The sequence below is a fragment of the Mycobacterium sp. DL440 genome (genome assembly GCF_011745145.1).
In the GTDB taxonomy this organism is placed as follows: Bacteria; Actinomycetota; Actinomycetes; order Mycobacteriales; family Mycobacteriaceae; genus Mycobacterium.
Genome location: NZ_CP050191.1, coordinates 4078844 through 4105488 on the forward strand (window position 1 = coordinate 4078844; position 26645 = coordinate 4105488).

The window sequence follows — 26645 nt, forward strand, 5'->3', positions numbered from 1 at the left end:
ATCCGTTGCGTGACCGCCGGGCGTACCGGTCCGGCACACTCGCGCGCGTGGTTCGATCAAGTCGGCGCAAACCCGCGGCGCGCCCCTCATATCCCTAGGTCAACGCGCTTGATTCCGGTGGAAGGCCGCCACCGATCCACCGGAACTCGACGTGGGCCGTCCCAGGCGACGCGGCCGCGGTGCGGAACTACGGACCACGTCGATCGGCCTGCCAAAAGCCATCCGCTTAAAGTCGTTGCCCGCCGCCTCGAAAAACGATCGCTGCTGCCATTGATTTGGGTCGAGGTTTACCGAGTGAGAACGGCCCCGAGAAACGCCGTCCAGGCTTCGCCTTACGAATCGGTCAATAAGACCAGGTCACGGGCCCGAGCGAACATCCTGACCGTCGTCACACCCTGAGAAAAAACTGAGATCGCACTCAGGTTCCCGGCCGTGGCTACTTGTCGCCGCTGCCGCCGTCGGTCCCCTTGTCCTTGCCGCCGCCAGTGGCATTCTGGACGGCCTCGCCCAACTTCTTCAGGAACTTGCTGCCGTTGGACTCGCCCTTCGGCTTGCCGTCACCGAACAAGATGGGCGGCGTGAACTTGTTGCCGGTCTTGGTGTCGGTACCGGCTTTCGCGTCGTCGTCCGCAGTGATCTCTTTGTCCCTGATCGTGCTCTTGGGAGTGAGGGCGGGCTTCAACTCCGGCGCCTTCAACTCGGGGACCGTCACCTCGGGCGCCTTAACCTCAGGCAGCTCAACCTCGGGCGCCTTAACCTCGGGAAGTTTGACCGCGGGCGCCTTGAACTGAGGCAGCTTGAACTCAGGCAGCTTGGGCGCCTCGAACTTCGGGGCTTCCGGCGTAGGAAGCTCGACACCCAGCGGGGTGGTTTCGGTGCCGCCCTCGACCGAGTTCTCGGTGCCGTCGGTCACGAGTCCTTCGGTGGCGTCGAGATCTTCGACAAGTTTCGTCTCGTCTGCAGCGGGCGCCTTGAACGGCAACTTCACCAGGCCCTTGAACGGCGAATCGAACTTCGTCGACAGGTTCAGCAGCGATGCCGGCCCGGGCAGGCTGGTCAAGGCCGGGCCCGTCTCCTTCTTGGCCAGCAGCGTGGTGCTCTCAGGGCCCGACTCATCGAGCGTCTGAACACCGGGGCCGGAGTCGAGTGGGTTGATCAGGTTCGGGTTGGGCGTGGGGGTGCCCTGCGCGATCGCATCCACCACATAGGTGAACGCCGCGTAGATACCGGTATTGGCGCCGTACCCGAAGAAGAACGAGTTGGTCAGCCCGTAGGCGTAGCCGTCCTGTGGCAGGTTGTCGAGCAGCAGGTTGCCGACGAGTTGTGTTGCGCCGCCCTCGAAGAAGTCGTCGACACGGTTGGTCAGATCCAGCCGACCGGTCGGGTCCACCGCATCGATGGCAACGGCGACGGTGCGGATGGCTTGATGCGCGAGCTCGGTGAAGCCGCCCTCGAAGAAGATGTTGTCGATATCACCCAGAGGCAGGATGTTGTCACTGAGGTAGTACGCCAGGCCGGTGAAGCCCTTCTGGCACACCGCGCCTTCTGCGGTGCAGTTGCCGGGATCGTCCTGCGTGACGATCTCGCCGTCCTCACCGATCTCGTAGACGGGGGCGCCGGTGTTGTTGTAGTACTGGGCGCCGGGGACGACGGGTCCCGTGGCACGGGTCCCGTCTGCGTTGTAGAGCGGCGTGCCATGCGCGTCGACGAGGTTCCCGGTGTCTGGGCCAGTTGTGACGAGGATGCCCTCGGCCGGCTTGGGGCTTTGGCCCGGGAACCAGAGACCGCCGTAGCCCTGGGTAAAGGACTGCCAGGCACCCTGCAGGGACAGCGCGAGCAGATTGATCTGCTCCTGCGTCAGCCTGGTCGGCGCCGGGACCACGGTCGTGGCGGCCACGGTGATCTCGTCACGGGGGACGAACAGTGCCGGAGTCGCGGCGACGATTGCGCCGGCGCTCAGGAGTGCCGCACCAGTAGTGACAAGCGGACGTACAGCCATGTGCATCGGCCCCTGCCTAGAAGTTGACCAGTGGATTTCCGAGCACTCCGGCACCGGTAGGCAACTTAGAAACTCCCGAGAAGACTAAGGGCAGGTACCACCCGTCGCAACCGATATCGACCAATTCTGAATTGGCCGATCCGTCAAAGGACGGGCCTTTGTTGTAAACGCAAGAACTACGAAATGTAGCGATACAGAAACCTCCGGATGCCGCTCGGCCGATGTCCCATCGGTCGCACCAGCAAGAAGTGTGCTGGCTATCGATACAGACCTCATCAAGATCCGCCAATCGGGTAGCCCTGATGGCAGACTCCGAACGCGGCCAGATTCGGACAGCCAGCAGGTCACGGCTTGTTTACGGTCACCATGAATACGCACTCCCGCCGCGGCCACCGCGAGCCCGATCAGGTTCGGCAGCAACCATGGCAGCCGCTGCTACCGCCCGGCGGTCCGCGGCAGTGCACCCGTTGCACGGTCTCGGCAATGAACTTGCGTATTCACATTTCATCTCCCGAGAAAAGACCCTTGCCTGATCAAGGTTTATCACCGCGCAATGATTTGAATAGATCTGGGCCGAATACCCGCATTCCCGCATTTGCCCACACGCCGCCCACACCTTATAAGCGGCTGAGTTTGGCTCAGCGCGGCATCGCGATCCGCAATCCCGCCAGCATCACCTGCGCGTCAGCCATGAAGGTCGGATTGTTGGGCGCCGTGCTCTGCGCCAGCGCCACAATGTTCCAGACCTTCGCCCCGAGGGGCACCATCACGGACACGGAGGTGACGTAGCTCGTCTTGCTGATCTTGTCGTCGGGCGGGGTCGTGTAGTTGACCATCAACGCGGGGAAGCCACAGATCTCGGACGGCACCTGGGTGATGTTCTGCGCGCCAATGGATTGGAAGCCCTTGATGGTCTCATTCAGCAGGTCCTTGGGCGGCCGATCCCCGTCCGTCGCGTCTCCGATCGACACCGAGATGGCCGGATTCGTCACACCGTCGGTGAGGGATTCATTGCGTAGCACCAATTTGACTGGGCCCTTGGCGAACTCAGGCACAGGCACCCAGCCCGGCGGCTGCGCGACACGCACCCGCGGCTCGTCGGGCCCGGTCCCGGGAACTTCGATCCAGGCATCCGAGTGCAACTGCTCGCAGGTTTGGGCCTTGTACCCGGGTTCTCCCGACGCTGCCCCCGACGACCCCCCGGGTGGTTCGAATCCGGCCGTTACGGTGCCGTCGGTCATCTGCGTGCACCCACTGAGGATCAGCCCGGCTGCCAACACGACCACACCCGCAACGCGCTTCATGACCCCCATCGCCCCCAGAGACTACGCGAGCGGCAAGAAGCTAGCGGCGACGCGAGTGCAGGTAGTCGCCGACGACGGCTGCGCCCAGGCCATCGAGATCAGGCACCACCACCCGGCCCTGCACGCGGCGGGCCACCTGGTCGATGAACCGGGCCAGACCGGGATCGGAGCCCAGCCGGAAGATCGTCACCTGTGCGCCGAGGCGGGCCACCTCGTCAAAGCCACGCACGGTATGGGCAATGGTGCGCGGGTGGGGCGGGTAATCAAAAAACACGGACGAACCCTCGCCATTCCCGAAATCCTCCAGATGTGCGGTGGGCTCGCCATCGGTCACCACCAGCACCACCGGCTGGGCGTTGGGGTGGCGACGCAGATGCCGCGACGCCAGGGCCAGCGCGTGGTGCAAGTTGGTGCCCTGCTCGTACACGCCCTCCAGACCCGTCAGCTCACCCGCGGTCACGGTGCGGGCGTACCGGCCAAAGGCGATGATCTGCAACTCATCTGACCGGAACCGGGTACTGACCAGATGGTTGAGCGCCAGCGCCGTGCGCTTCATCGGCAGCCAGCGGTTCTCCATCACCATCGAGAACGAGGTGTCCACCAGCAGCGCCACACACGCCTGGGTGCGGGTCTCGGTCTCCGAGATCTCCACATCCTCGACCGCGAACCGAATGGGCCGTTCCACCGTCCCGGTGCCCGCTTGGCGCAGCACCGCGTTGGTCACCGTGCGGGTGACGTTCCACGGCTCGGTGTCGCCGAACTGCCAGGGCCGGGTGGCCCCGGTCAATTCCCCGGCCGCGCCGGCGCGACGGGTGTCCCGCTCGCCGTGCCGGCCCGAAAGCTGTTGGGCCACATCACGCAGAGCGGTCTGGCCGAGCTGCCGCATGGCCTTGGGCGAAAGCCGCCACTGCCCATCGGAGCCGCGGTCGATGAAGCCCTGGTTGACCAGGGCCTTCTCCAGCTCGGACAGGGTGCGGGCGTCGATCGCGGCGTCGTCGCCGAGCTGGCGGGCCAGCGCCTCCAGATCGACGTCGTCCATCGACGCCCCGGCGTAGCTCTGCGACAGTGCGTCGGCCAGCTGCTCCAACTCGCCGATGTCGGACAGCGCCTGAGCGCCCTCCCCCATGCCCAGCGGGTCGCCGCCGGAGAACCGTTCCGAACCGTTCCAGTCCTCACCGGGGCGGGCAGCCTGGAGGTGCGAGTCGAGCCGGTTCAATGCGTTCATCAACGACGGTGAACCGAAAGCCTGCTGCGCCAAGGCATCCAGCTCGGCTCGCTGCTCGGCCGACAGGCTGTTGCGGAACCGCTGCGCGGCGGCGGCGCGCTTGGCCAACGCATCCAACAGTTCGTCGATGTTCTGCGGATCTTCCGGGAAGTACTCGCCGTGCTTGTCCATGAAGTTCTGAAAGTCCTCAGGCGAGTCATTCCCCTGAGCGTGCTTGTCCAGCAGATCGTTGAGGTCATCGAGCATGTCGTTGACCCGCTGCCGGTCCTCGTCGGTGGCGTTCTCCAACGCATCCTTCATGCCGGCGAAACGCTGATCCAGCATCTCGCGGCCCAGCAGATCCTTGATCTGCTCGTACTTCTGTCGCGCCTCGGGGCTGCGCCAGTCGTAATCGGCGAGCTCCTGTACGGCCTTGGCCGGTGACGGCGAGAGCGCCTCCATCTGCAGTTCGCCGAACCGTGCGTTGTCGTCGAGGGCGCGGGCCAGCTCCTTGCGCTCGGCGAGCACAGCCTCGTCGAGCAGCTTCTTGATCTCCTGCAGGGTGCCGTCAAGGTTGTGCCGCTGCAACAACTCCCGGCGTTTGCGGTTGGCCTCGGCGGCCAGCCGATCGGTGCCACGCATGCCCTCGGTGCCGCGACGCATCAGCTCCGAGAGCGCGCGGCGCGGCGAGCTGCCCTCCATGACGCTCTGACCGATCTGCTCGAGCGCATCGCGCAGATCGATCGGCGGTGCCAGCGGGTCGGGGCCACCTGTGTATCGCGAATACCGCGAGGTGTGCCCGTGCGCCCGACCGGGATCAGCCATAGACGGTCTCGCCCTCCCCGGTCACCTTGTCGACACGCTTGGCCAGATACAGCGCCTCCAAAGCCAATTCGATGGCCGCGGCCCGCTGACCGACCGACACGGCGCCCAACCTGGAGGCGAGCGCGTCGACCACGGCCAGATCCGGCAGGGCAGCCAGGACGTCCTTGGCCGACACCCGCTCACCGGTGGTCACCGGCGAACCCTCCTCGACCGCAGCCACCAACGGGGCGACGTCGATACCGCCCAGCAGTCGCTGTGCAGTGTCGGCGGTGGCGCGGCGCAGCAGGTGCTCCAGCACCGCCTGCTCGCGGCCCTCCTCGCCGCTCTCGAACTCCAATTTGCCGCGCAGCACGTCGATCACGGTGGACAGATCCGCCACCCGAGCCACCGGATCGTCCTCGCCCAGGATTGCCGAGCGATGCCGCGCCGAGGCCGCCACCGTCTCGGCCGCAGCGATAGCGAACCTGGCCGACACACCGGAACGCTGGTCGATCGAGCTCGACTCACGCAGATTGCGGGCGAACCGGGCCAGCACACCGAGCAGGTACTCCGGAACCTCGGCGGCCAACTGGGCCTCCTGGCGGATCACCCCGACCTCGTCGTCGATCTCCAACGGGTAATGCGTGCGGATCTCAGCACCGAAGCGGTCCTTGAGCGGGGTGATGATCCGGCCGCGGTTCGTGTAGTCCTCGGGATTGGCGCTCGCGACGACGAGGACGTCGAGCGGCAGCCGCAACGTGTAGCCGCGGACCTGGATGTCGCGCTCCTCCATCACGTTGAGCATCGACACCTGAATCCGCTCGGCCAGGTCGGGCAGCTCGTTGACGGCCACGATGCCGCGGTGGGCCCGCGGGATCAGCCCGTAGGCGATCGTTTCCGGGTCACCCAGGCTGCGACCCTCGGCCACCTTGATCGGATCGATGTCGCCGACGAGATCGGCCACGCTGGTGTCCGGGGTGGCCAGCTTCTCGGTGTAACGCTCACTGCGGTGACGCCACTCGATCGGCAGATCGTCGCCGGAATCGGCGGCCCGGCGGATCGACTCCGGCGTGATCGGGCTGTACGGATGCTCACCCAGCTCAGACCCGGCGATCACCGGCGTCCACTCGTCGAGCAGCCCCGTCAGTGCCCGCAGCAGCCGCGTCTTGCCCTGGCCGCGCTCCCCGAGCAGCACCACGTCGTGCCCGGCGATCAACGCCCGCTCCAGCTGCGGGATCACAGTGTCATCAAATCCCAGGATCCCCGGCCACACGTCGCGGCGGTCGGCGAGTGCAGAAAGCAGATTCTCCCGAATTTCGACTTTGACGCCCCGCTCACGGTGGCCGGAGGCGCGCAGCTCACCGACGGTACGAGGCAGATCCTTGGGTTGGCTCACCACTCCACGCTACGACTGAACCCGCCCGTGCACATCGCCACCCGGCAGAACTAGCATCCGGCACGCGCGAGCCACTCCCCCGGCATAGTCGTTGCGCGAGCGTTGCTACCGGTAGTCTGCGCTCCATGCCGTTGGCTAGCGGTCAGGAATTCGCAGGGTTCACCATCGTGCGGTTGGTGGGCACTGGAGGCATGGGCGAGGTCTATTTGGCGTCCCACCCGCGGTTACCCCGCGAGGACGCTCTCAAAGTGCTGCCCATCAGCGTCAGCTCGGACAACGAATTCCGGCAGCGGTTCATCCGCGAGGCCGACATGGCGGCCACCCTGTGGCATCCGCACATCGTCGGCGTGCACGACCGCGGCGAGTTCGAGGACCGCTTGTGGATCTCGATGGACTTCGTCGACGGACACGACGCCGCCCGGCTTCTGCACGATCAGTATCCGAAAGGCATGCCGGCCGAGGACGTCATCGAGGTCATCACCGCCGTCGGCGACGCGCTGGACTACGCGCACCAGCGCAAGCTGCTGCACCGTGACGTCAAACCCGCCAACATCCTGCTCACCAGCAAACAGGGTTCCAAGCGTCGCATCATGCTGACCGACTTCGGCATCGCACGCCGCGCCGACGAGGTCAACGGGCTCACCTCGACCAACATCACCGTGGGGTCGATGTCCTACACCGCACCCGAGCAGTTGATGGGGCAGCCGCTGGACGGCCGGGCCGACCAGTACTCGCTGGCCGCTACCGCCTACCGCCTGTTCACCGGCACCCCGCCGTTCGCGCACAGCAACCCGGCCGTGGTGATCAGTCATCATCTGAACTCGCCGCCACCCAAGCTCGCCGACACGAAACCCGAACTGGCCGTGTTCGATTCGGTGATGGCCAAGGCACTGTCCAAGGACGCCAAGGACCGCTACGACACCTGCCACGACTTCGCCGTCGCATTGGCCGAGGCAGCCACCGGCACCACCCCTGAGGTGCGCACCCCGACACCGACTCACGAGCCGGCGCCGCCCACCACCCCGCTGATCATCCCGAAGCCGGTAAATCCGCCGCCGACGCCGCCCTCGCCGTCGAACCCGCGGCAGGCACCCCCGTCGGAACCACCGGTGTTCACGTCGTCGTGGGTAGGTAACGAAACCTCATCCCACAAACCCATGGCGGGCAATACACCGGTCGGTATGCAGGGCCTCGGCGGGCCGCCGGGACCGGTTGGGCCGCCGCAGACCAACTTCGGGCCACCCCCGCTGCCGCACACCCCGATTCCGCAGAAGCAGAACAACCGGCGCAACCTCGTCCTGGCTGCGGCCGCGATCGCCGGGGTGATCCTGCTCGTCGGCGGTATCGCGTTCGCGGTCACCTCGGGAGGCCAGGAAGGCAACAACGGCGGCGGCGGCGAGACCACGTCGGCGATCGCCACGGATACATCCGGCGAGGAGACCACGACCTCGCCCAAGCCGGCCGGACACGCCTTCACCATCGCCGACTACATCAAGCAGAGCGGCGTCGTCGAAACGCCGGTCCATCGCGGCGATCCGGGCGCGCCGGTGTTCAACTGGCCGACTCCGCCTGGATGGATCGACGCCGGCACCCGCACACCGGCGTGGGCCTACTCGGCGATGGTCAACGACCCGACCAACCCGCCGGATCCGCCGTCGGTCATCTCGTTGATCTCCAAGCTGACCGGTGACGTCGACGCCAACAAGCTGCTTGAGTTCGCCCCCAACGAGCTGCAGAACCTGGCGGACTACAAGCCGAACGGTGACGTGGCCCGTGGAGAGATCAGCGGGTTTCCCTCGGTCCACCTGGCCGGCACCTATGCCAAGGGTGAACAGCGCCGCGCGATCACCCAGACCACCATCGCGATCCAGGCGCCCGGTGCCGTGTACGTGCTGCAGATCAACGCCGACGCGCTGGAACGCGACAAGGGGGCGCTGACCGATATCAACAAGGCGATCGACGCCCAGGCCACCATCGCGCTGCCCTGAGGTCCTGCCGGGCTTCCGTCGCCCCGACCAGAAGAGCCGACCGCCAAAGGCGGCCGGCTCTTGCCATCTGACCCGTTGGGCCGCGGTGGCACTCTAGATCACGCCGGAGATTTCGGCTTCGAGTGGAATGTTGCAGCGGTTTCGCAGGTCCACGGCGGGTGCGCGGATCGCGTCGAGTTCGGCGCGCACCTGCGGATTGTCATTCAGATACGTCTTCGTCTGCTCACCAGTCGTCTTCTTGCCCTGCCCCTGCAGCCCCGTGAAGAACGCATTGACGTCGGGATGACTGAACAAGTAGGCGGTCATGTTCGTCGAAACACCCGCCATCACCGAGGTCACGTCAGCAGTGGTGCAGTTCGGGGGTTCGGCGGCCGCGATTGCCGGTGTGCCGAGGAGTACCGCGCCGGCCCCCAGCACCGCAGCGGCACAGCTACGTGAACGCGTTACAAGTTTCATGGGACTCCTCGATCAGTGGATCCAGTCGTGAACGATGGTCTATGTTTGCCGCAACCATAACGTGCGCGACAAAATTGCGTGCGGGGTCGACGCAACGTCGGCCCGGACGAAAGGAAGACACTCGCCATGTCGCAGATGCGTAACCTCTTGGTTCTCAGTGCCGCTGGATTCGGCGCCGCCGTGGCGATTCTGGGCGCACCGGCCGCAGCCGCCGATCCGTCACTGCTGCCGCAGTGTGAAGTGACGGGTGGAAGCTCGATAGCCGGTGGCCAGACGACCGACTGCGCATCCGAAGGCAACACCCAAATCGACGCGACGCCACCGGTGTACCCGGGCGAGGAGGAGTTCTACGGCTTCCCCGGCTTCGGCTTCATCTGAGCGTGAGCGAGCGCGTCCGGGTCGGCGAGTAGGTAGGCGCCTGCCCGGAACGCTGCCCTCATCGGGTACCCAGTACCCTCGGTACCGTGAATTCGCTCGATTGGCGTAGCCGGCCGTCCACCGTCCACTTCGGCCCCGCATCCCTGCAGTCCAAAGCGCTCGGCTTCGCCACCGCAATCTTCATCCGGCCATTGCTGGGCCTGCTGACCCTGGTCGGGATGGGCATCAACCGTGTCGCCCCCGCGCTGCTGCAGCGCGCCCACCTCGACGTCATCGACCGGCCGCTACGAGTGATCAAACCGCTGCCCGGCACCGAAGTGACACCGGTGGCACTGCCCAACTGCCCGGCCGAATGGGTTGTCGCTGACTCGGCGCGCGACTCCGATCTCGTGATCGTCTATTTGCACGGCTCGGCGCTGGTGACGCTCGGCCTGAACTCACACCGGCGCTTCGTGTCGAAGCTGTCGGCCACCACCGGAGCACGCGTGCTCAACGTCGGATACCGGCTGGCTCCCCAGGCCGACATCGACGACGCTGTCGCCGACGGCCTTGACGGCTACCGCCTGGCCCTGTCGCTCGGGTACGCACCCAATCGGATTGTCCTGGCCGGTGACTCAGCCGGCGGACTGATGGCCGCTGACATCGCTATCGCGGCCCGCGACGCCGGCTTTCCGGTGCCCGCCGGGCAGGTTTTGCTCTCACCGCTGACCTCATCCGACATGGACCTGAAATACCGTGCATTACAAGAACATCGCGATGTGATGTTCCCGTTCATGACAGTGAAGTTCATCTACGACGTCTTCGCGACGGTCAACGGCACCCGGCCCACCCCCGTCATGCCGCCCGAAGCCGATCTGCACGGGCTCGGCCCATTCCTGCTGCAGGTCGGCACCCACGAAATGCTGCTCAACGACACCTTCGCCCTGGCCGACAAGCTCCAGGCCGCCGGCGTTCCGGTATGGGTCCAGGTGTGGGACAAGGCAATGCACATGTTCCAGCTGAGCTTCGACATCAATCCCGACGCCCGGAAAGCGGTCGACGAGATCACGTCGTTCATCGCGTACGCGACCGCCGACGCCGAGGATGGTGAGGTCAGCGCCTAGTTTCGGTCACAGCCCCCAGGTAGAAACGGCGAACAGCGCAAGCGCAAGCTAGTGCGCGAAATGCCTTGCACCGGTGAGGTACAGCGTGATGCCCGCAGCCTCGGCGGCGGCAGTCACCTCGGCGTCACGCACCGACCCGCCCGGGTGCACGATGGCCTTGACGCCCGCGTTGGTCAACGTCTCCAAGCCATCGGGGAACGGGAAGAACGCGTCGGAGGCACCGACCGAACCGGGCACGCGGTCACCCGCACGCTGCACCGCCAGCCCGGCTGCGTCGACGCGATTCACCTGTCCCATACCGACACCCACGGTGGCGCCGTCCTTGGCGACCACGATCGCGTTGGACTTCACCGCGCGGCAGGCCCGCCAGGCGAACACCAGATCGCTCAGCGTCTGCGGGTCGGCCGGCTCACCGGTGGCCAGCGTCCAGTTCGCCGGATCGTCGCCCTCGGCGTCGAGTGCGTCGCGCTGCTGCAGCAGCACTCCGCCACTGATCTGGCGCAGCTCGATACCGCCGACCAGCGGCTCGGACGCCACCAGGATGCGGATGTTCTTCTTGCGCGCCAGGATTTCGACGGCACCGGGCTCGTACGCCGGGGCGATGATGACCTCGGTGAAGATGTCGGCGACGGTCTCGGCCATCTCGACGCTGACCTCAGTGTTGGAGGCGATGACGCCGCCGAACGCGCTCAGCGGATCGCACTCGTGCGCCTTGCGGTGCGCGTCGGCCACCGACTCCGAGGAGATCGCGATGCCACACGGGTTGGCGTGCTTGATGATCGCCACACAGATCTCTTCGTGGTCGAACGCCGCGCGCCACGCCGCATCGGCGTCGGTGTAGTTGTTGTAGGACATCTCCTTGCCGTGCAATTGCTCGGCCTGCGCCAGTCCGGGCCAGGCGGCATCGTCGCGGTACACCGCGGCCTGCTGATGCGGGTTCTCGCCGTAGCGCAGCACAGCGCTGCGCTGCCAGGTACCGGCGAACCAGGCCGGCAGCGGCTGCTTGGGCTCTTCCGGCGCCAGGGTGGAACCCATCCAACCGGCGACGGCGACGTCGTATTCGGCCGTGTGCCGGAACGCCAACGACGCCAGCTTCTTCCGCTCGTCGAGGGTGAACCCGCCGGCCCGGACCGCGGCGAGCACACCGTCATAGCCCAGCGGATCGACCACGACGGCCACACTCGGATGGTTCTTGGCGGCCGCACGCACCATCGACGGCCCGCCGATGTCGATCTGCTCGACACACTCGTCCACCGATGCGCCGGACTCCACGGTCTCGGAGAACGGGTAGAGGTTCACCACCACGAGTTCGAACGCCTCGACCTTGAGTTCGGCCAGCGCCGCAATATGTTCGGGCTTGCGGGTATCGGCCAGCAGGCCGGCATGCACGCGCGGGTGCAGGGTCTTTACCCGGCCGTCGAGCACCTCGGGGAAGCCCGTCACCTCTTCCACCGGCGTAACCGGAACACCGGCGGCAGCAATCGTTTTGGCGGTCGACCCGGTGGAGACGATGGCCACGCCTGCCTCGTGCAGGCCACGGGCCAGATCGGCCAGGCCGGTCTTGTCATAGACACTGATCAGCGCTCGCCGGATCGATTTCTTCTCGCTCACCCTATGGTCGCCTTCCGTCCAGTCCAGGTCACGCCGCGGGTTGCCAGCGCGGCCAACACATCCACCAGCAGTCGTCGTTCGACCACCTTGATGCGCTCATGCAAAGTCTCTTCGATGTCATCATCGAGCACCTCGACGGCGTGCTGGGCCAGAATCGGCCCGGTATCCATGCCGGAGTCCACAAGATGGACGGTGCAGCCCGTCACCCGCACGCCGTACGCCAACGCCTCGGGTACCGCATGCGCCCCCGGGAATGCGGGTAGCAACGCCGGATGCGTGTTGACGACGCGGCCGGGGAAACGGGAAAGGAACTGGCTGCCCAGAATTTTCATGAACCCGGCCGAGACCACCAGGTCGGGCTCGTGTTCGGCGGTGGCTTCGGTGAGCGCGGCATCCCAGGCGTCGCGGTCGTCATAGTCACCCAGCCGCACGGTGTAGGACGGCAGCCCCGCCTCCGCCGCGATGTCGATCGCGGCACATTTGCGGTCGGTTCCGACCGCGACCACGCGCGCCGGATAGTCGTCTGAGGCGGCAGCCAGTAGCGAGGCGAGCAACGACCCCGTCCCCGAAGCCAGCACTACCAGCCGTGCCGGTGCACTCGGAGGCACTTGTAGCGGTTGCTGCACGCGCAGCAGCCTAGTCGCCCGCGCGGCGCGGCTGATCGCCGGTCGCTGGGTCGTCGGGGAGGTCGTCCACGATGAAGTGGTCCTCGGGATCGTCATCGAGGGCTTCATGACGCGGAGGGCGACGCTCGTAGACGGTTTCCTGCACGTCGTCGTACTCGACGTACCTGTCGACGTACTCGACGGGCTCGACGGGCTCGTCGTCTGCCGGCTCGTCGGCTGCGGGCTCCTCCGCCGACCACGACACCAGCGGTTCGTCGGGTTCGGGCTCGGGTTCGGGGTCCGGTTCGACGTACTCGATGTCGTCCTCGTCGACGACGTCGTCTTCGGGCTCTTCCTCACCCTCGGGCTCGGGCTGCAGGGTTACCGGCTCCGGATTGGGCGGGGCCACCGGCCGGGGCTTGCGGGTCAGGCCGCCGGACATCGCCACCGTCAGCCCGCCGATACCGACGAACCACAGGAACACCGCCGGAGCGAACGTCGCCTGATCGACCCCGACAGATCCGAAATTGCCCAGCCGGCCGCCGCCGGCGAATCCGGCCAGCGCCATCGTCACCGCAGCCAGCGCCGAGGCCACCAGCAACTTCCCGGTGGCCGCCCCGATCGGGAGCGGGCGTCGTGCACACTGCTGACCCACCGCTACCGCCGAGGCTGCCCCCACGATCAGGAGCGCCACCCAGATCGGGCCCAGCGGCGGCGTGGGCACCGCGGCCAGCACCGGCACCGCGGGGATGTCACCGCCGAACACGGTGAATGAACTGAACGCGGCCAGCCCGACATGGGCACTGGATCCGACCGCGATGGCCGAGGCCCCGACAATCACGTTGGGGATATAGAGGATCGACAACAGGGTCAGGCTGAGCTGGCCGAACAGACTGTCGGTGATCGCGAACAGGTCGTGCATCGTGCCCCAATGCACCACCAGGGACACCGCTGTCACCGCACCGGAAAGCCCGAACAGGGCGAGCACACCGGCGACAGCGGCCCGAAACGCATCGGGCAGCCAACCCGGCAGCGGCGAAGCGGCCAGGGTACGTCGGCCCACCTTCGAACCGACGCCGATCAACGCGCCGATCACATGCACCACCAGCACGCTGCAGAACGCACGCAGGGCGCTGGGGGTCTGCAGTTCGCTGATCACCGAGGCTGCGTCGTGAATGACGGCCAACAGGATGGCCGCGATCAGAATGGGCCCGCCCAGCGCCGAGGCGACGACCCAGCGGGTGACGAACCAGGAGGAATTCGGGGCGGTGGCCGCGGCCGTCGTGCGGGCGGTGCCCCAGATCATCGCCATCACCGGCAGCAACGGCATCACGCCCAGCTCGCGGCCGCCGATCGAGACCGGTACCTGGTGCACGCCCAGCCACATGCTGGCGATCGCACCGAGCGCGCCCGTCATATCGCTGTTGGCGATCAGCAGTTGCAACAACACAACCGCCGCGATGACCACCAGTGCGACGACGGACGGCCCGAACGCGACCCGAAGCAGCTCACGTGCTTGGCGGGTGCCGACTGGCCGGTTACTCACTTGGTGGGCTGCTCCTCGCAATGATCGGCGCATGCGCGGGAAGCGCACGCGCCGATCAGCTTACGACGGTGCAGGGCCAGATTGCTGTGAAGGCGGCTGCTGTGCCGGGCCGCCGGCGGGCGCCGACGAGCCGGACTGCGGCTGACCATAGGTGGGGTAGCCGGTCGGAGGGGTCGGCGGGCCGCTCGGCTGCTGCCCCTGCGGGGACTGCGGGGACTGCACGGGGTAACCACCGGTGCTCGGGCCGCTGGCGTAGCCGCCGTACTGCGACGGGTAGCTGGGCTGCGACTGGGCCTGCTGGTAGGGCTGGCCACCGTGCTGCGGCTGGTGCTGCTGTCCGTAGTACTGCGACGGGCCACCGTACTGGCCGTACTGGGGCTGCTGATCGAACTGCGGCTTGGGCGCTGGGGGGGTGATGATGCCCGCTTCGAAGAGGAGCGCGGCGATCGCGGCACCGGCCTGGATCAGGGTGAGGACCAGCATGGCGTACAGCGCCCAATCCGAGTCGCTACCAGGCGCGGCCAGCACGACCGGGATCGAGAGCAGGAATGCGACAGTGGACAGCACAACAGCCGCGGTGACGCGGTTCTTCTGCTTGGGCAGCACACTCACTCCGGCCACGAGCCCGGCGGCCAACGCCAGCGGCACTATGAAGGTGCCCACCACGATCGCAATGTCGAGGGCGAAGCTCACGAAGTAGGTGAGCAGACCGGTGACGGCCACCACGGCCAGCAGGATCTCAGGCAGCTTGTTCTCACCGGGCGCCGCAGCGGCCGGGGCCGGGGCTGACGAAGCCGGAGCGGGGACCGCCTTGGCGAACTGCTGGGTCGCATCGAACTGCGAACCCGATTGCGGGGCCGGCGGGTATCCGGGATTACTGGGCGGGTAGGTCATGACCTCTCCTGTGCTATCAAGCTTCGCGACGTGTGTTCACGCAGGCATGAATACCGACCACGTGAGCGATTCGAGCTTCCACGCTAGCGCACCCGGCTGGGTGCCGGGCGCGCGTGCGGGGTGTCAGAGCGGTCTCAAGCCGATACCAGGACGGGCTTGTCGGCGGAATCCGTTTCAGCTGCCTCGATTTCGCGGACCAGCGGCAGCACGTTGGCGCCGAAGTATTCGATTTCCTCTTGGAAATGCAGGAATCCGCCGAGGATCAGATCCACGCCACGTTTGCGGTAGGCGGCGATGCGTTCGGCGATCTGCTCGGGTGTGCCGATCAACTGGGTGCGGAAGCCGTCGTTGTACTGCACCAGATCCTCGAAACTGGAATCGGCCCACATGCCCTTCTTGTCTCCGGTGGAGCTGCCGGCCTGCTGCACCGCGCTGCGGAAGCCTTCGACAGCGGGCTTGTTCGCCTTGGCCACGATTTCGCGGAGGACTTCCTTCGCCTCTTTCTCTGTGTCGCGGGCGATGATGAACCCGTTGAGACCGAACTTCACCTCTCGGCCGGCTCCTGCCCCATTGCCGGCTCGGCCGGCGTTGCGAGCGTGATCGCGTACCTCGACGAGCTGTTCGGTGAGGCCGTCGAAGTCCTTGCCATTCGAGAAGTACCAGTCGGCGTAATAGCCGCCGTTGCGGCGGGCCGCGGTGGAGTTGCCGCCCTGGAACAACTCGGGGTTGGGGCGCTCGGGAGTGTTGAGCGGTTTGGGTTTGAGGGTGAAATCGTGGATCCGGTAGAAGTCGCCGCGGAAATCAACGTCATCCTCCGTCCAGATCTTGCGGAGAACCTGCAGAAATTCTGCGCTGCGCCGGTAGCGCTCGTCGTGCTCGAGCCACGGTTCGCCCAAATGGGTGAATTCGTCTTTGAACCAGCCCGAGACGACGTTGACGGCGAAGCGGCCATTGCTGAGATGGTCCGCGGTGGCACCGAGTTTGGCCAACACCGCCGGTTGCCACAGCCCAGGATGAACTGCGGCGATAACTTTGAGTCTCTCTGTGGCCAGCAACAGGGCGAGGCTGAAGCTGGTGGATTCGTGCTGGTACTCCGCGCCGTAACTGGCCTCATAGCGGACCTGCGACAGCGCGTACTCGAAGCCGTTGTTCTCCGCGGTCTGCGCGAGTTTTTTGTTGTATTCGTAGTTCCAGTCGGTGCGCTGTTCGATATCGCTGGTGACCAGGCCGCCACTGACATTGGGTACCCAGTAGGCGAACTTGACGTGGTCAACGATGCGTTCAGTCGTCATGACGGTGATCCCAGCAAACGCATGGGCGGCCGTCGCGGGTATCGCTCGCGATGAAGTTTTCTTCTGTCCGACACACTTAACGAGACGGTCCGTCTTGCTACTGAGACTGAAACACGTTCTAATTCTGGTCATGGACTACGGGCTTGTTCTCTTCACCAGCGACCGCGGCATCGCCCCGGCCAAGGCCGCCAAACTCGCCGACGATCACGGCTTCACGACGTTCTACGTCCCCGAGCACACCCACATCCCGATCAAGCGCGAGGCCGCTCACCCCACCACGGGTGACGAGTCGCTGCCCGACGACCGCTATATGCGCACCCTCGATCCGTGGGTGTCGCTGGGCACCGCGTGCGCGGTGACCTCGCGGGTGCGGCTGTCGACGGCCGTCGCGCTGCCCGTCGAGCACGACCCGATCACTCTGGCCAAATCGATCGCCACCCTGGACCACCTGTCCGGCGGACGAGTGTCGTTGGGTGTCGGATTCGGTTGGAACACCGATGAACTCGCCGATCACAAGGTTCCCCCGGGCCGTCGCCGCACCATGCTCCGCGAATACCTGGAAGCCATGCGCGCGCTGTGGACCGAGGAAGAAGCCTCCTACGACGGCGAATTCGTGAATTTCGGGCCGTCCTGGGCCTGGCCCAAGCCCGTGCAGTCGCACATCCCGATTCTGGTGGGCGCGGCCGGCAACGAGAAGAACTTCAAGTGGATCGCGAAGTCGGCCGACGGCTGGATCACCACGCCCCGCGACTTCAACATCGACGAGCCGGTCAAGTTGCTGCAGGACACCTGGGCCGCGGCCGGGCGCGACGGAGCACCGCAGATCGTGGCGCTGGACTTCAAGCCGGACCCGGAGAAGCTCGCACACTGGCGTGAACTGGGTGTGACCGAGGTGCTGTTCGGCCTGCCGGACAAATCCGAGGCCGAGGTGTCGGCGTACGTCGAGCGCCTCGCGGGCAAGCTCGCAACGCTGGTCTAGTTCTTCAGCTTTGGCGCTGCGTGGTGCGCCGATTTTCACCCCAGGGTCGTGGAGATTTCGCGATGACGACCCTGGCGTGGAAAACGGTGACGACGTAGCCGCTGAGAGCCCTATGCCAGCGTCGCGGTGTTCCGCTTATCGCCGGACTTCACGATGATCGACGCACCCAGCGGTTCCCCATCGGAGAGCAACTGCACCAGCGCCTCGTCCGTCGTCGTCGCCAGGAAGCGGCTGCCGTCGGAGTCCAGGCGCCCGATGATGATGCCGGTGCGCGGCGTCCAGTCGTAACGGACGGTGTAGGTCTCGATTGTCGCTGGGCCATCGGGCTTTTCGGTGATGGTGACGCGCTGCTGAGCGTTGAACTCGTCCTGCAAAGTGGCGCTGCCGTCGGCCGCCCAATCGGCCGGATCGGTGGAGTAGATACCGACCGAGTACTTGCTCGCGATACCGCCGTTGCCCCCGACAAGCGCGAATTGACCTGGCTTGTCCCGCATTTCATTGACGGCCTCGGCGATGCCGTGCATCGAGTAGTTGTTGCCCGGGCCGCCGAAGAAGGGCAGGCCACCGGTGAGGGTCAAGCCGCGCTCGTCGTCGGGCGCCAGACCGGTGCCGTCGCAGATGTTGAACACCGGGAAGGGGAAGCAGCTGTACAGATCGAACGCCGCGATGTCGTCGAGCGTGATACCGGCGCCCCGCAGAGCCTCGTTCACCGCGATCACCGCGGCCTCGCTGTAGCCGAGTTCAGCGCGCTCCAGCAGCTTGATTTCCTTCATGTCGGCGTGCCCGCGCAGGTAAACCCACTTCTCTTCGGGCACGCCGAGTTTCCGGGCGGCCTCGACCGACATCAGCAGCACTGCCGCACCTTGGTTGACCTGATCGCGCGCCACCATCATGCGCGGGTACGGATCACAGATCATCCGGTTGCTCTCGGTGACGGTGGCCAGCTCCTGGGCCGAACGCTCCACCGGGGCAGACGAATACGGGTTCTTCTCGGCCACTTTCGAGAACGGCGCGAACAGTTCGGCCATCTGGGTGCGATAGTCGGAGACCGACAGGCCCAAGCGGGCCCGGCGCGCGTTCTCCAGCAGACCGTACTGCACCGGGGCGCCGATCAGGCCGTGCTTGATCGTGTACTCGTCGAAGATACCGTCGTATCCGTAGCCGCGGTCCTCCAACTGACCCTCGACGGTCTCAGAGTGATCCGGCTTGTCGTCGCGTTTGGAGAAGTGCCGCAGCGTCGAAGTGTTCTCCGAGCCGAACAGCAGCACCACCTCGGCGTCGCCCGCCGCGATAGCCGCCGAAAACTCGGTGACGAGATGCTGGGGACTCTGGCCGCCGATCACCTCGAGGATCGCCCGAGCCGGTTCGGCGCCGACGTTGCGCGCCACCGAACGCGGGTAGTTGTTGGACACGCCCAGTGTTGCCGACTGCGGACCCGAGATCTCAAACTGCCGCGTGCCCGCCACGGTGTCGATGGCCTGCGCCACGGCGGCACTGTCGGCGCCGCAATCGTGCAGCGCCGCCCTGGCAGCCTCAGCGGCCAGTTCGACCGAGGACATCCCGCGGTAACCATCGAGGTCGATGCGTTCGGTGAACTGTCCGACGCCGACGATGACGGGGGTGCGCGGATCGACCATGACCATCTCCTTGACAGCTGTTAATTCGTGAGGCTAACCGATTGCTGTTCCGCGAGGGAAATCGGCGCATATCGGCCCTCAACAGCGGCGTTAGGGTCAATGCGTGCTCAGCCGGAAGTGCCTCGTCGTTACGTGCGCGGCAACGGTTACCTGCCTCGGCCTCCTAGCACCCAGCTCCAGCGCTGAACCACCCGGGTTTCCCGACCTCAGCAAGTTCACGGAAGTCGACGCCGCACAGTTCAGCCGCCCGTTTTCATACGCCGAGCGCTGGGCGAATGTCTATTCGTTCTTCCGAACGCTGGACGGGATCAACTGCACCATCGGGCCCGGATCGTGGTGCAGCGGAAACATTCCCGGACTACCCCAGGACCGAGGTTCCGCATGCAAATCGGTCGACCAGGAGGCCAACGACCAGCAGTTCACCTTCACCGCGCACGACAGCAGGTGCGAACCCACCAAGGACAAGGTGCTCAATCCCGGCCAGAAATTGACCGACTCGCTCACCGGCACTAAGTGCGTGGTGGGTGAGAACCGGCTCACCGCGTGCGTCAGCACCCAAGGCAAGCACGGCTTCGTGCTGCAGCCGTCGGGCAGCTGGGCCTTCTGAGCGCGCCGTTTCCTACACCTGGGTCGTCCGGCACGCCGTAGAACGACCATGGCGTGGAAACCGACGCCCTCTGACCTGTACGCCTTGACGACTCTGTCACTTAGTGACACATTGGATCTGTCACTAAGTGACAAGTTCTGGAGGTGAGGGCGATCGGCGCAAAGCAGGACCAGGCCCGTCTCGAGGTGTCACGACATGCCTGCAAGTTGTTCTGGGAGCAAGGCGTCGCCGCTACCAGCGGTGACGATATCGCCGCGGCCGCAGGGCTTTCGACCCGCACGATCTGGCGTTACTTCCGCGCCAAGGAAAGCTGCGTCGAACCGGTGCTGGCCAAATCCGCGGACCGGTTCATCGGGATTCTGAACCGCTGGCCGCATGAGTTGTCATTGGCTGAACACCTTGCCGCCGACGGGATTTCACATCCGATGACGCCCCAGGACGTAGCCGATGAAATCAGCGCAATGCGAATCGCCACCATGACCCCGTCCGAGCCCGCCCTGCGCACGGCTTACCTGATGGTGCATGACCGGATGGAGCAGGGCTTCATCCCGGTGATCGCCGACCGATTGCACCTGCCCGCCGACGATCTCACCGTGCGACTCTGCGCCGCCGCTGTCACGGGGGCGTTCCGCGTCGTCGATGAGGACGTCAGCGTGGCGGTGATCGTCGAGGGCAAGAAAGTCACCGAAGAGCAGGCTCTCGCCCTGATCGACCGGGCGATCCGCGATGCCACCAACGGGCGATTGGGCGGACCTGTCGAATCCTGATCGGCCGCAACCGAAAGAGCTTGTCCGCACCCGCGAAAGGAGCGTCATGGCGTTGCCCGAACTCATCTCGGTGGAGGATTTCTTCAACCCACCCGAGCGCGCAGCCGCAAAGATCTCGCGCGACGGAACCAGAATCGCCTACCTGGCGCCGTGGAAGAACCGCCTCAACGTGTGGGTCCAGGACCTCGACGGCGACGCACCTCCGCGCTGTGTCACCGCCGACGAAACCCGCAGCGTCTACATCTACGAATGGACCGACGAACCGCGGTGGCTGCTCTACATGCAGGACAACGGCGGCGACGAGAACTTCCATCTGTACCGCATCGACCTGAACAACCCCGGCACTGCCGCAGTGGATCTCACACCGTTTCCGGGCGCCAGAGCGAGTTTCGATCTCGCCAAGGGGCGGCCCGGGAAAGCGATCGTGCAGACCAACAACCGCGATCCCCAGCTGGTCGATGCGTACGAACTCGACATCGCCACTGGCGAACTCACCCTGCTGGCCGAGAATCCCGGGAACGTCATCACCTGGCTGTGCGCCCCCAACGGCGACCTGTTCACCAACACGCTGACGGCCGACGGTGACGTCGAGATATCGCAATGGGATTCGGCCACAGCGTCATTGCGGACCATCAAGGTCTACGACGGCACCGACTACCCGCTGGGCATCTTCCCTCTTGTCATCTCCCCGGACGGCACCGGCATCTGGTTGGGGTCGAATGAGGGCAGCGACCGCACCCGGCTGGCCCGTCTCGACGTGGCCACCGGTGTGGAGACCGAGGTGGACAGCCACCCGACATTCGACCTCGGCAATCAGATGGTGTTGCCGTCACCCTTCATCCTCAGCGAGCGCACGGGGGAACTGATCGGTGCCCGCTTCTACGGGGAGCGCCAGGTGATCCATGCCCTCGACCCGAATTTCGCTGCGGTACTCGAGAATCTGACCCGACTGTCGGAGGGCGACCTCGCCGGGATCTCGTCGGACGACTCCGGGCAGCGCTGGGTCGTCAACTTCACTCACGACCGCGCCCCGGGCGCCACGTACTTCTACGACCACACGACCGGCGGGAGCCGGCTGCTGTTCCGGCCATATCCGAATCTGAATTCAGATTCACTTGCACCGATGGTCCCGGTGACCATCCCCTCGCGCGACGGCCTCGACCTCCACTCGTATCTGACCCTGCCCGTCGGGGTCCAGCCCACCGACCTGTCGATGGTGCTGCTGGTGCACGGTGGACCCTGGTCACGGGATTGCTGGGGCTTCCAACCCGACGTGCAGATGCTGGCCAACCGCGGATATGCGGTGCTACAGGTCAACTTTCGCGGCTCGACGGGCTACGGCAAGGCCTTCACCAAGGCCGCGATCGGCGAATTCGCCGGCAAGATGCACGACGACCTGATCGATGCGGTGGACTGGGCCGTCAAGCAGGGGTACGCCGACCGCGACAAGGTGGCGATCTTCGGCGGCTCCTACGGCGGCTACGCGTCGCTGGTCGGGGTGACCTTTACCCCGGACGTCTTCGCCGCGGCGATCGACTATGTCGGCATCTCCAGCCTGGCCAACTTCATGCGAACCCTGCCGAATGTGGCCCGGCCGTTCCTGGCGACCAACTGGCACCTGTACGTGGGGGACCACAACGATCCGGTGCAGGAGGCCGACATGCTGGCCCGCTCCCCCATCACGAAGGTCGACCAGATCCGCACACCACTGTTGGTAGTCCAGGGCGCCAACGACTCTCGCGTCGTCCAGGCCGAATCCGACAACCTCGTCGAAGCCCTGCGCAAGCGCGGCGTCGAGGTCGAATACATGGTCAAGGAGGACGAGGGGCACGGATTCCTCAACCCGGACAACCAGATCGACATGTACCACGCTGTCGAGCGGTTCCTGGCCGAGCATCTCGGCGGTCGCCTTCCCTGACGAACAGTCCCCCGCAAGCGGGAGGTGCCCCCAGCAAAAGCCCCCGAAATCCAGTGATTTCGGGGGCCTAAGCTGGGGGTCCCTCCCGCTTTGCGGGGGACTGCTCGCGCAGAGAGACTTACAGGTTGGCGAGCAGCTCGCGCGCCTTCGCGGCGGTCTCGGACGGCGTCTTGCCGACCTTCACGCCCGCGGCCTCCAGGGCCTCCTGCTTGCCGGCGGCAGTTCCCGCACCGTCGGACACGATGGCGCCGGCGTGGCCCATCGTCTTGCCCTCAGGAGCGGTGAAGCCCGCGACGTAGCCGACGACCGGCTTGGTGACGTTGGCCTTGATGTAAGCGGCGGCCTTCTCCTCGGCGTCGCCACCGATCTCACCGATCATCACGATCAGCTTGGTCTCGGGATCCTTCTCGAACGCCTCGATGGCGTCGATGTGGGTGGTACCGATGACCGGGTCGCCGCCGATGCCGATGGCGGTGGAGAAGCCGAGATCGCGCAGCTCGTACATCATTTGGTAGGTCAGCGTGCCCGACTTCGACACCAGGCCGATCGGGCCCTTGCCGGTGATGTTGTTCGGCGTGATACCGACCAGCGACTCGCCGGGGGTGATGATGCCGGGGCAGTTCGGCCCGATGATGCGGGTCTTCTCACCCTTTTCGACGTTGTAGGCCCACGCATACGCGCTGTCCTGCACCGGGATTCCCTCGGTGATGACGACCAGCAGCGGGATCTCGGCGTCGATGGCCTCGATGATGGCGTCCTTGGAGAACGCCGGCGGCACGAAGGCGATCGACACGTCGGCGCCGGTCTCCTTCATGGCCTCGGCGACCGAGGCGAACACCGGCAACTCGACGTCGTTGCCATCCTTGTCCTTGTGCGACACCTTGGTGCCGGCCTTGCGCGCGTTGACGCCGCCGACCACCTGGGTACCGGCCTTGAGCATCAGAGCGGTGTGCTTGGTGCCCTCACCACCGGTGATGCCCTGGACGATGACCTTGGAATTTTTGTTCAGGAAGATAGACATGGGTCATGAATCCTTAATTACTTGTTCGCCAGCTCGGCGGCCTTGTCGGCGCCGGAGTCCATGGTCTCGGCCTGGACAACCAGGGGATGGTTGGCCTCGGCGAGAATCCGGCGGCCCTCTTCGACGTTGTTGCCATCCAGGCGGACGACGAGCGGCTTGTTGGCCTCGTCACCGAGCTTCTTCAGCGCGCCGACGATGCCGTTGGCCACCGCGTCACAGGCGGTGATGCCGCCGAACACGTTGACGAACACGCTCTTGACCTGGCTGTCATTCAGGATGACGTCGAGGCCGTTGGCCATGACCTCAGCCGAAGCGCCGCCGCCGATGTCGAGGAAGTTGGCGGGCTTCACGCCGCCGTGCTTCTCGCCCGCGTAGGCGACCACGTCCAGCGTCGACATGACCAGACCGGCACCGTTACCGATGATGCCGACCTCGCCGTCGAGCTTGACGTAGTTGAGGTCGTTCTCCTTGGCCTTGAGCTCGAGGGGATCGGTGGCGTCCTTGTCCTCGAACTCGGCGTGGCCGGGCTGCCGGAAGTCGGCGTTGGCGTCCAGGGTGACCTTGCCGTCCAGGGCCAGGATCTGATCGTCGGGCGTGCGCACCAGCGGGTTGACCTCAACCAGGGTGGCGTCCTCACCAACGAACACCTCCCACAGCTTCTGAATGGTCACTGCTGCAGCGTCGAGCACCTCGGCGGGCAGGTGACCCTGCTCGGCGATCGAGCGGGCGAAGGCCAGGTCGACACCCTTGACGGCGTCGACGGGAACCTTGGCGAGCCGCTCGGGCTTGGTCGCGGCGACTTCCTCGATCTCCATGCCGCCTTCAACCGAGCACATGGCCAGGTAAGTGCGGTTGGAACGATCGAGCAGGAACGAGATGTAGTACTCCTCGGCGATGTCGCTCGCCTCGGCAACCAGCAACTTTTTGACGACGTGGCCCTTGATGTCGAGACCGAGGATGTTGGTCGCGTGCTCGAGGGCGTCATCGGGGGTGGCTGCGTACTTCACGCCACCGGCCTTGCCGCGGCCGCCGACCTTGACCTGTGCCTTGATCATCACGGGCTTGCCGATTTCGGTGGCGATCGCCTTGGCGTCCTCGGCCGAGTCGGTCACGCGGCCCGGGGTCGTAGGGACGTTGTGCTTGGCGAACAGCTCTTTTGCCTGATATTCGAAGAGATCCATGTGCTTCCTAGATAGGCGTTGTCTGTCTGCTTGGGGCTTCGAACACGATTCGAAGCTGCCCGGTCCGCTACCTCTGACGGGCCCGCTGGCACTTTATCCACCACTGAGTGATGGGTTAGCATCGCCTCCGGCTCATGTGGTAGATCTCACCGCCCATGGGAGGTGATACGGATCACATTCCGGCGCGGAATAGACCCATAAGTTGCCACCATCATTTGGATTTGGTTAACGTGCCTCTGGTCCAGATAACGTTCAGGTCACGACGAAGAAGGATTCTCGAGTCTTGCCGCAGCATCGTTCGTCCGCAGCCCCGCAAGGGGTGCCGACGAACGCGCGCCGCCACAGACGGCCCGTTTCGCCTGTTGAGCTGGACGCCGCCGAGGTCACGGATGTCATCCCGTTCAGCGCCTTCGAAGCGTTCGATGACCACTTCGACCAGGATGAGCGCGGATCTGACGATCACGAACCCGGCGTTATCCATGCCCCGGAACTCGACGATCTAAACGACACCGACGATCTGGTGCCCGTCCGCCTCGCCGTCCCGTCACGCTTCCGCCCCGAGGCCGACGATGAGCGCGGCTCCCGTTACGCGTACCGGGACAGCCACACCGACGTGAGCGACGGCGTGGCCGCCACCGACGTGATCAACCTGTCCGGCCGGCGCGGTGCCCACCGCAAGGAGCACGCCGGGGCCGTCAAGAGCCGCCTGATGATCGCCGCCATGGCCGCGGGTGCCACTGCCGCCGGCGCCTACTCGCTGGGTAACCCCACCGAGACCAACGCTGACGACACGATCCTGGCCTCCGAGGGCAATCACATCGAAGGCGCCTCCGTCACCGGTTCGGTGGACGGCATGCAGATCGTCTCGGTCTCCTCGAACGCCGACACCTCGGTGCACGCCGAAGAGATCACGAAGGCCGCCGCCTTCGCCCAGGAACGCGCTGAACGCGAGGCCCGGCTGTCGCGCCCGCTGTTCGTCATGCCCACCAAGGGTTACGTCTGGACCTCGAACTTCGGCTACCGCTGGGGCGTGCTGCACGCAGGCGTCGACCTCGCGAGCCCGATCGGCACCCCGATCGTGGCCGTCTCCGACGGCGTCGTCATCGCCTCGGGCCCGACCGCCGGCTACGGCGCGTGGGTCAAGCTGCGCCACTCCGACGGCACCGTCACCCTCTACGGTCACATCAACACGTGGCTCGTCAGCGTGGGCGACCGGGTGATGGCCGGGGATCAGATCGCCACCGTGGGAAATCGGGGCTACTCCACCGGCCCTCACCTGCATTTCGAGGTTCTGCAGAACGGCACCAGCCGCATCGATCCGGTGCCGTGGCTGTCCAAGCGAGGCCTCAGCCTCGGCAGCTATGTTGGCTGAGTGAGTGACGACGGTCAGATACCAGCCGATCACCCGGACGAAGACGACGACCGCACCCGCATCATTCGGCGTCATCCCACTGGCGCCATTCCCACCGCGGGTAGTGCGGAGCCGCAGACCAGCCTGATCGGCCCCGCGGACGACGACGCCAATACGAGCTATGTGCCCCGTGCCCGGCCGATGATCGTCCCCCACCCCTCGGCGGGTGCCAACCCGCGCATGGCCATCGCGGCGGCCACGTCGGCCATCCTCAGCGGCTGGGCCACCGGCGTCATCGCCACCGATCTGATTGCCGGCTGGTGGCGCACCGACCGATTGTTCTGTGTGGCCATCGGTTTCCTGGCGGCGATCTCCGCTGCAGCAACCATCGGTGGACTCGTTGCATTGTTGCTGAGGCGCCGGATGGGCCGGCTGCTGGTCGTCGTCGGCGCGGTCATCGGCCTGCTGATCTTCGGCAGCCTGTTCATCGCCGGGGCCAGACTGCATCCCGTCGTCTACGCGATGCCGGCCCTACCCTTGGCCACCATTGTGTTCACCGTGTTGCCCTCGACCGCGCGCTGGAGTGCGCGCCGATAAGTGCCCG

The 26645-nt window shown here is 65.7% G+C and carries 22 protein-coding genes; 9 read left to right on the top strand and 13 right to left on the bottom strand.

Going from position 1 to position 26645, the window contains the following annotated elements:
* Positions 1–436: 436 nt before the first annotated feature.
* The 4 genes from HBE63_RS31500 to HBE63_RS19915 form a co-directional block, all read right to left on the bottom strand.
* Positions 437–1999, bottom strand: coding sequence for a hypothetical protein (locus tag HBE63_RS31500; protein WP_243858175.1), 1563 nt, complete (start codon positions 1997–1999; stop codon positions 437–439).
* A gap of 638 nt (positions 2000–2637) precedes the next feature.
* Positions 2638–3303 (bottom strand): hypothetical protein, encoded by a 666-nt coding sequence (locus HBE63_RS19905; protein WP_166906282.1) that lies wholly within the window; start codon positions 3301–3303, stop codon positions 2638–2640.
* A gap of 40 nt (positions 3304–3343) precedes the next feature.
* Complete coding sequence (locus HBE63_RS19910; RefSeq protein ID WP_166906283.1) at positions 3344–5332, bottom strand: VWA domain-containing protein; 1989 nt, start codon at positions 5330–5332, stop codon at positions 3344–3346.
* The gene (locus HBE63_RS19915; RefSeq protein ID WP_166906284.1) at positions 5325–6707 is read right to left on the bottom strand and encodes a sigma 54-interacting transcriptional regulator; all 1383 of its coding nucleotides are present in this window, start codon (positions 6705–6707) and stop codon (positions 5325–5327) included. The genes HBE63_RS19910 and HBE63_RS19915 overlap by 8 nt, the downstream gene beginning before the upstream one ends.
* Positions 6708–6832: 125 nt before the next feature.
* Here HBE63_RS19915 and HBE63_RS19920 point away from each other — a divergent pair, with 125 nt between their 5' ends.
* Positions 6833–8695, top strand: coding sequence for an LpqN/LpqT family lipoprotein (locus HBE63_RS19920; RefSeq protein ID WP_166906285.1), 1863 nt, complete (start codon positions 6833–6835; stop codon positions 8693–8695).
* Between the two features lie 93 nt (positions 8696–8788).
* Here the strand turns inward: HBE63_RS19920 and HBE63_RS19925 are convergent, their stop codons facing one another.
* Positions 8789–9151 (bottom strand): heme-binding protein, encoded by a 363-nt coding sequence (locus tag HBE63_RS19925; protein WP_166906286.1) that lies wholly within the window; start codon positions 9149–9151, stop codon positions 8789–8791.
* Positions 9152–9277: 126 nt separating this feature from the next.
* Here HBE63_RS19925 and HBE63_RS19930 point away from each other — a divergent pair, with 126 nt between their 5' ends.
* Both HBE63_RS19930 and HBE63_RS19935 read left to right on the top strand, forming a co-directional pair.
* Positions 9278–9529 carry a hypothetical protein gene (locus HBE63_RS19930; RefSeq protein ID WP_166906287.1) on the top strand — a complete coding sequence of 84 codons (252 nt, stop codon included), beginning with the start codon at positions 9278–9280 and terminating at the stop codon, positions 9527–9529.
* An 86-nt stretch (positions 9530–9615) separates the two neighbouring features.
* Positions 9616–10632: an alpha/beta hydrolase gene (locus tag HBE63_RS19935; RefSeq protein WP_166906288.1), complete on the top strand. Its 1017-nt coding sequence runs from the start codon at positions 9616–9618 to the stop codon at positions 10630–10632.
* Between the two features lie 48 nt (positions 10633–10680).
* On the opposite strand, the gene purH is transcribed toward HBE63_RS19935, so the two are convergent.
* From purH to sfnG, 5 genes are all read right to left on the bottom strand, one after another.
* Positions 10681–12243, bottom strand: a complete 1563-nt coding sequence (purH, locus tag HBE63_RS19940) for a bifunctional phosphoribosylaminoimidazolecarboxamide formyltransferase/IMP cyclohydrolase (protein WP_166906289.1) — start codon at positions 12241–12243, stop codon at positions 10681–10683.
* Complete coding sequence (gene purN / locus HBE63_RS19945; protein ID WP_166906290.1) at positions 12240–12869, bottom strand: phosphoribosylglycinamide formyltransferase; 630 nt, start codon at positions 12867–12869, stop codon at positions 12240–12242. Before purN ends, purH begins: the two co-directional genes overlap by 4 nt.
* Positions 12870–12879: 10 nt before the next feature.
* Complete coding sequence (locus HBE63_RS19950) at positions 12880–14394, bottom strand: DUF6350 family protein (RefSeq protein ID WP_166906291.1); 1515 nt, start codon at positions 14392–14394, stop codon at positions 12880–12882.
* Between the two features lie 60 nt (positions 14395–14454).
* Positions 14455–15288: a DUF5336 domain-containing protein gene (locus HBE63_RS19955; RefSeq protein ID WP_166906292.1), complete on the bottom strand. Its 834-nt coding sequence runs from the start codon at positions 15286–15288 to the stop codon at positions 14455–14457.
* Positions 15289–15422: 134 nt separating this feature from the next.
* The gene (gene sfnG / locus HBE63_RS19960) at positions 15423–16580 is read right to left on the bottom strand and encodes a dimethylsulfone monooxygenase SfnG (RefSeq protein WP_166906293.1); all 1158 of its coding nucleotides are present in this window, start codon (positions 16578–16580) and stop codon (positions 15423–15425) included.
* Between the two features lie 130 nt (positions 16581–16710).
* On the opposite strand from sfnG, the gene HBE63_RS19965 reads away from it, so the two are divergent.
* Positions 16711–17559, top strand: coding sequence for an LLM class F420-dependent oxidoreductase (locus tag HBE63_RS19965; RefSeq protein WP_166906294.1), 849 nt, complete (start codon positions 16711–16713; stop codon positions 17557–17559).
* Between the two features lie 110 nt (positions 17560–17669).
* On the opposite strand, the gene HBE63_RS19970 is transcribed toward HBE63_RS19965, so the two are convergent.
* Entirely contained in the window at positions 17670–19196 is a 1527-nt protein-coding gene (locus HBE63_RS19970; RefSeq protein ID WP_166906295.1) for an acetyl-CoA acetyltransferase, read from the bottom strand.
* A 103-nt stretch (positions 19197–19299) separates the two neighbouring features.
* On the opposite strand from HBE63_RS19970, the gene HBE63_RS19975 reads away from it, so the two are divergent.
* From HBE63_RS19975 to HBE63_RS19985, 3 genes are all read left to right on the top strand, one after another.
* Positions 19300–19803 (top strand): hypothetical protein, encoded by a 504-nt coding sequence (locus tag HBE63_RS19975; RefSeq protein WP_166906296.1) that lies wholly within the window; start codon positions 19300–19302, stop codon positions 19801–19803.
* 152 nt (positions 19804–19955) lie between these two features.
* Positions 19956–20570 (top strand): TetR/AcrR family transcriptional regulator, encoded by a 615-nt coding sequence (locus tag HBE63_RS19980; protein WP_208301482.1) that lies wholly within the window; start codon positions 19956–19958, stop codon positions 20568–20570.
* Between the two features lie 46 nt (positions 20571–20616).
* On the top strand, positions 20617–22488 hold the full coding sequence (locus HBE63_RS19985; RefSeq protein ID WP_166906297.1) for a S9 family peptidase: 1872 nt from the start codon (positions 20617–20619) through the stop codon (positions 22486–22488).
* Between the two features lie 118 nt (positions 22489–22606).
* Here the strand turns inward: HBE63_RS19985 and sucD are convergent, their stop codons facing one another.
* Both sucD and sucC read right to left on the bottom strand, forming a co-directional pair.
* Positions 22607–23509 carry a succinate--CoA ligase subunit alpha gene (gene sucD, locus HBE63_RS19990; RefSeq protein WP_166906298.1) on the bottom strand — a complete coding sequence of 301 codons (903 nt, stop codon included), beginning with the start codon at positions 23507–23509 and terminating at the stop codon, positions 22607–22609.
* Between the two features lie 17 nt (positions 23510–23526).
* Positions 23527–24690 (bottom strand): ADP-forming succinate--CoA ligase subunit beta, encoded by a 1164-nt coding sequence (gene sucC, locus HBE63_RS19995; protein WP_166906299.1) that lies wholly within the window; start codon positions 24688–24690, stop codon positions 23527–23529.
* 283 nt (positions 24691–24973) lie between these two features.
* On the opposite strand from sucC, the gene HBE63_RS20000 reads away from it, so the two are divergent.
* On the top strand, positions 24974–26062 hold the full coding sequence (locus HBE63_RS20000; RefSeq protein WP_166906300.1) for a M23 family metallopeptidase: 1089 nt from the start codon (positions 24974–24976) through the stop codon (positions 26060–26062).
* Positions 26063–26638, top strand: a complete 576-nt coding sequence (locus HBE63_RS20005) for a hypothetical protein (protein WP_208301170.1) — start codon at positions 26063–26065, stop codon at positions 26636–26638.
* Positions 26639–26645: the final 7 nt, after the last annotated feature.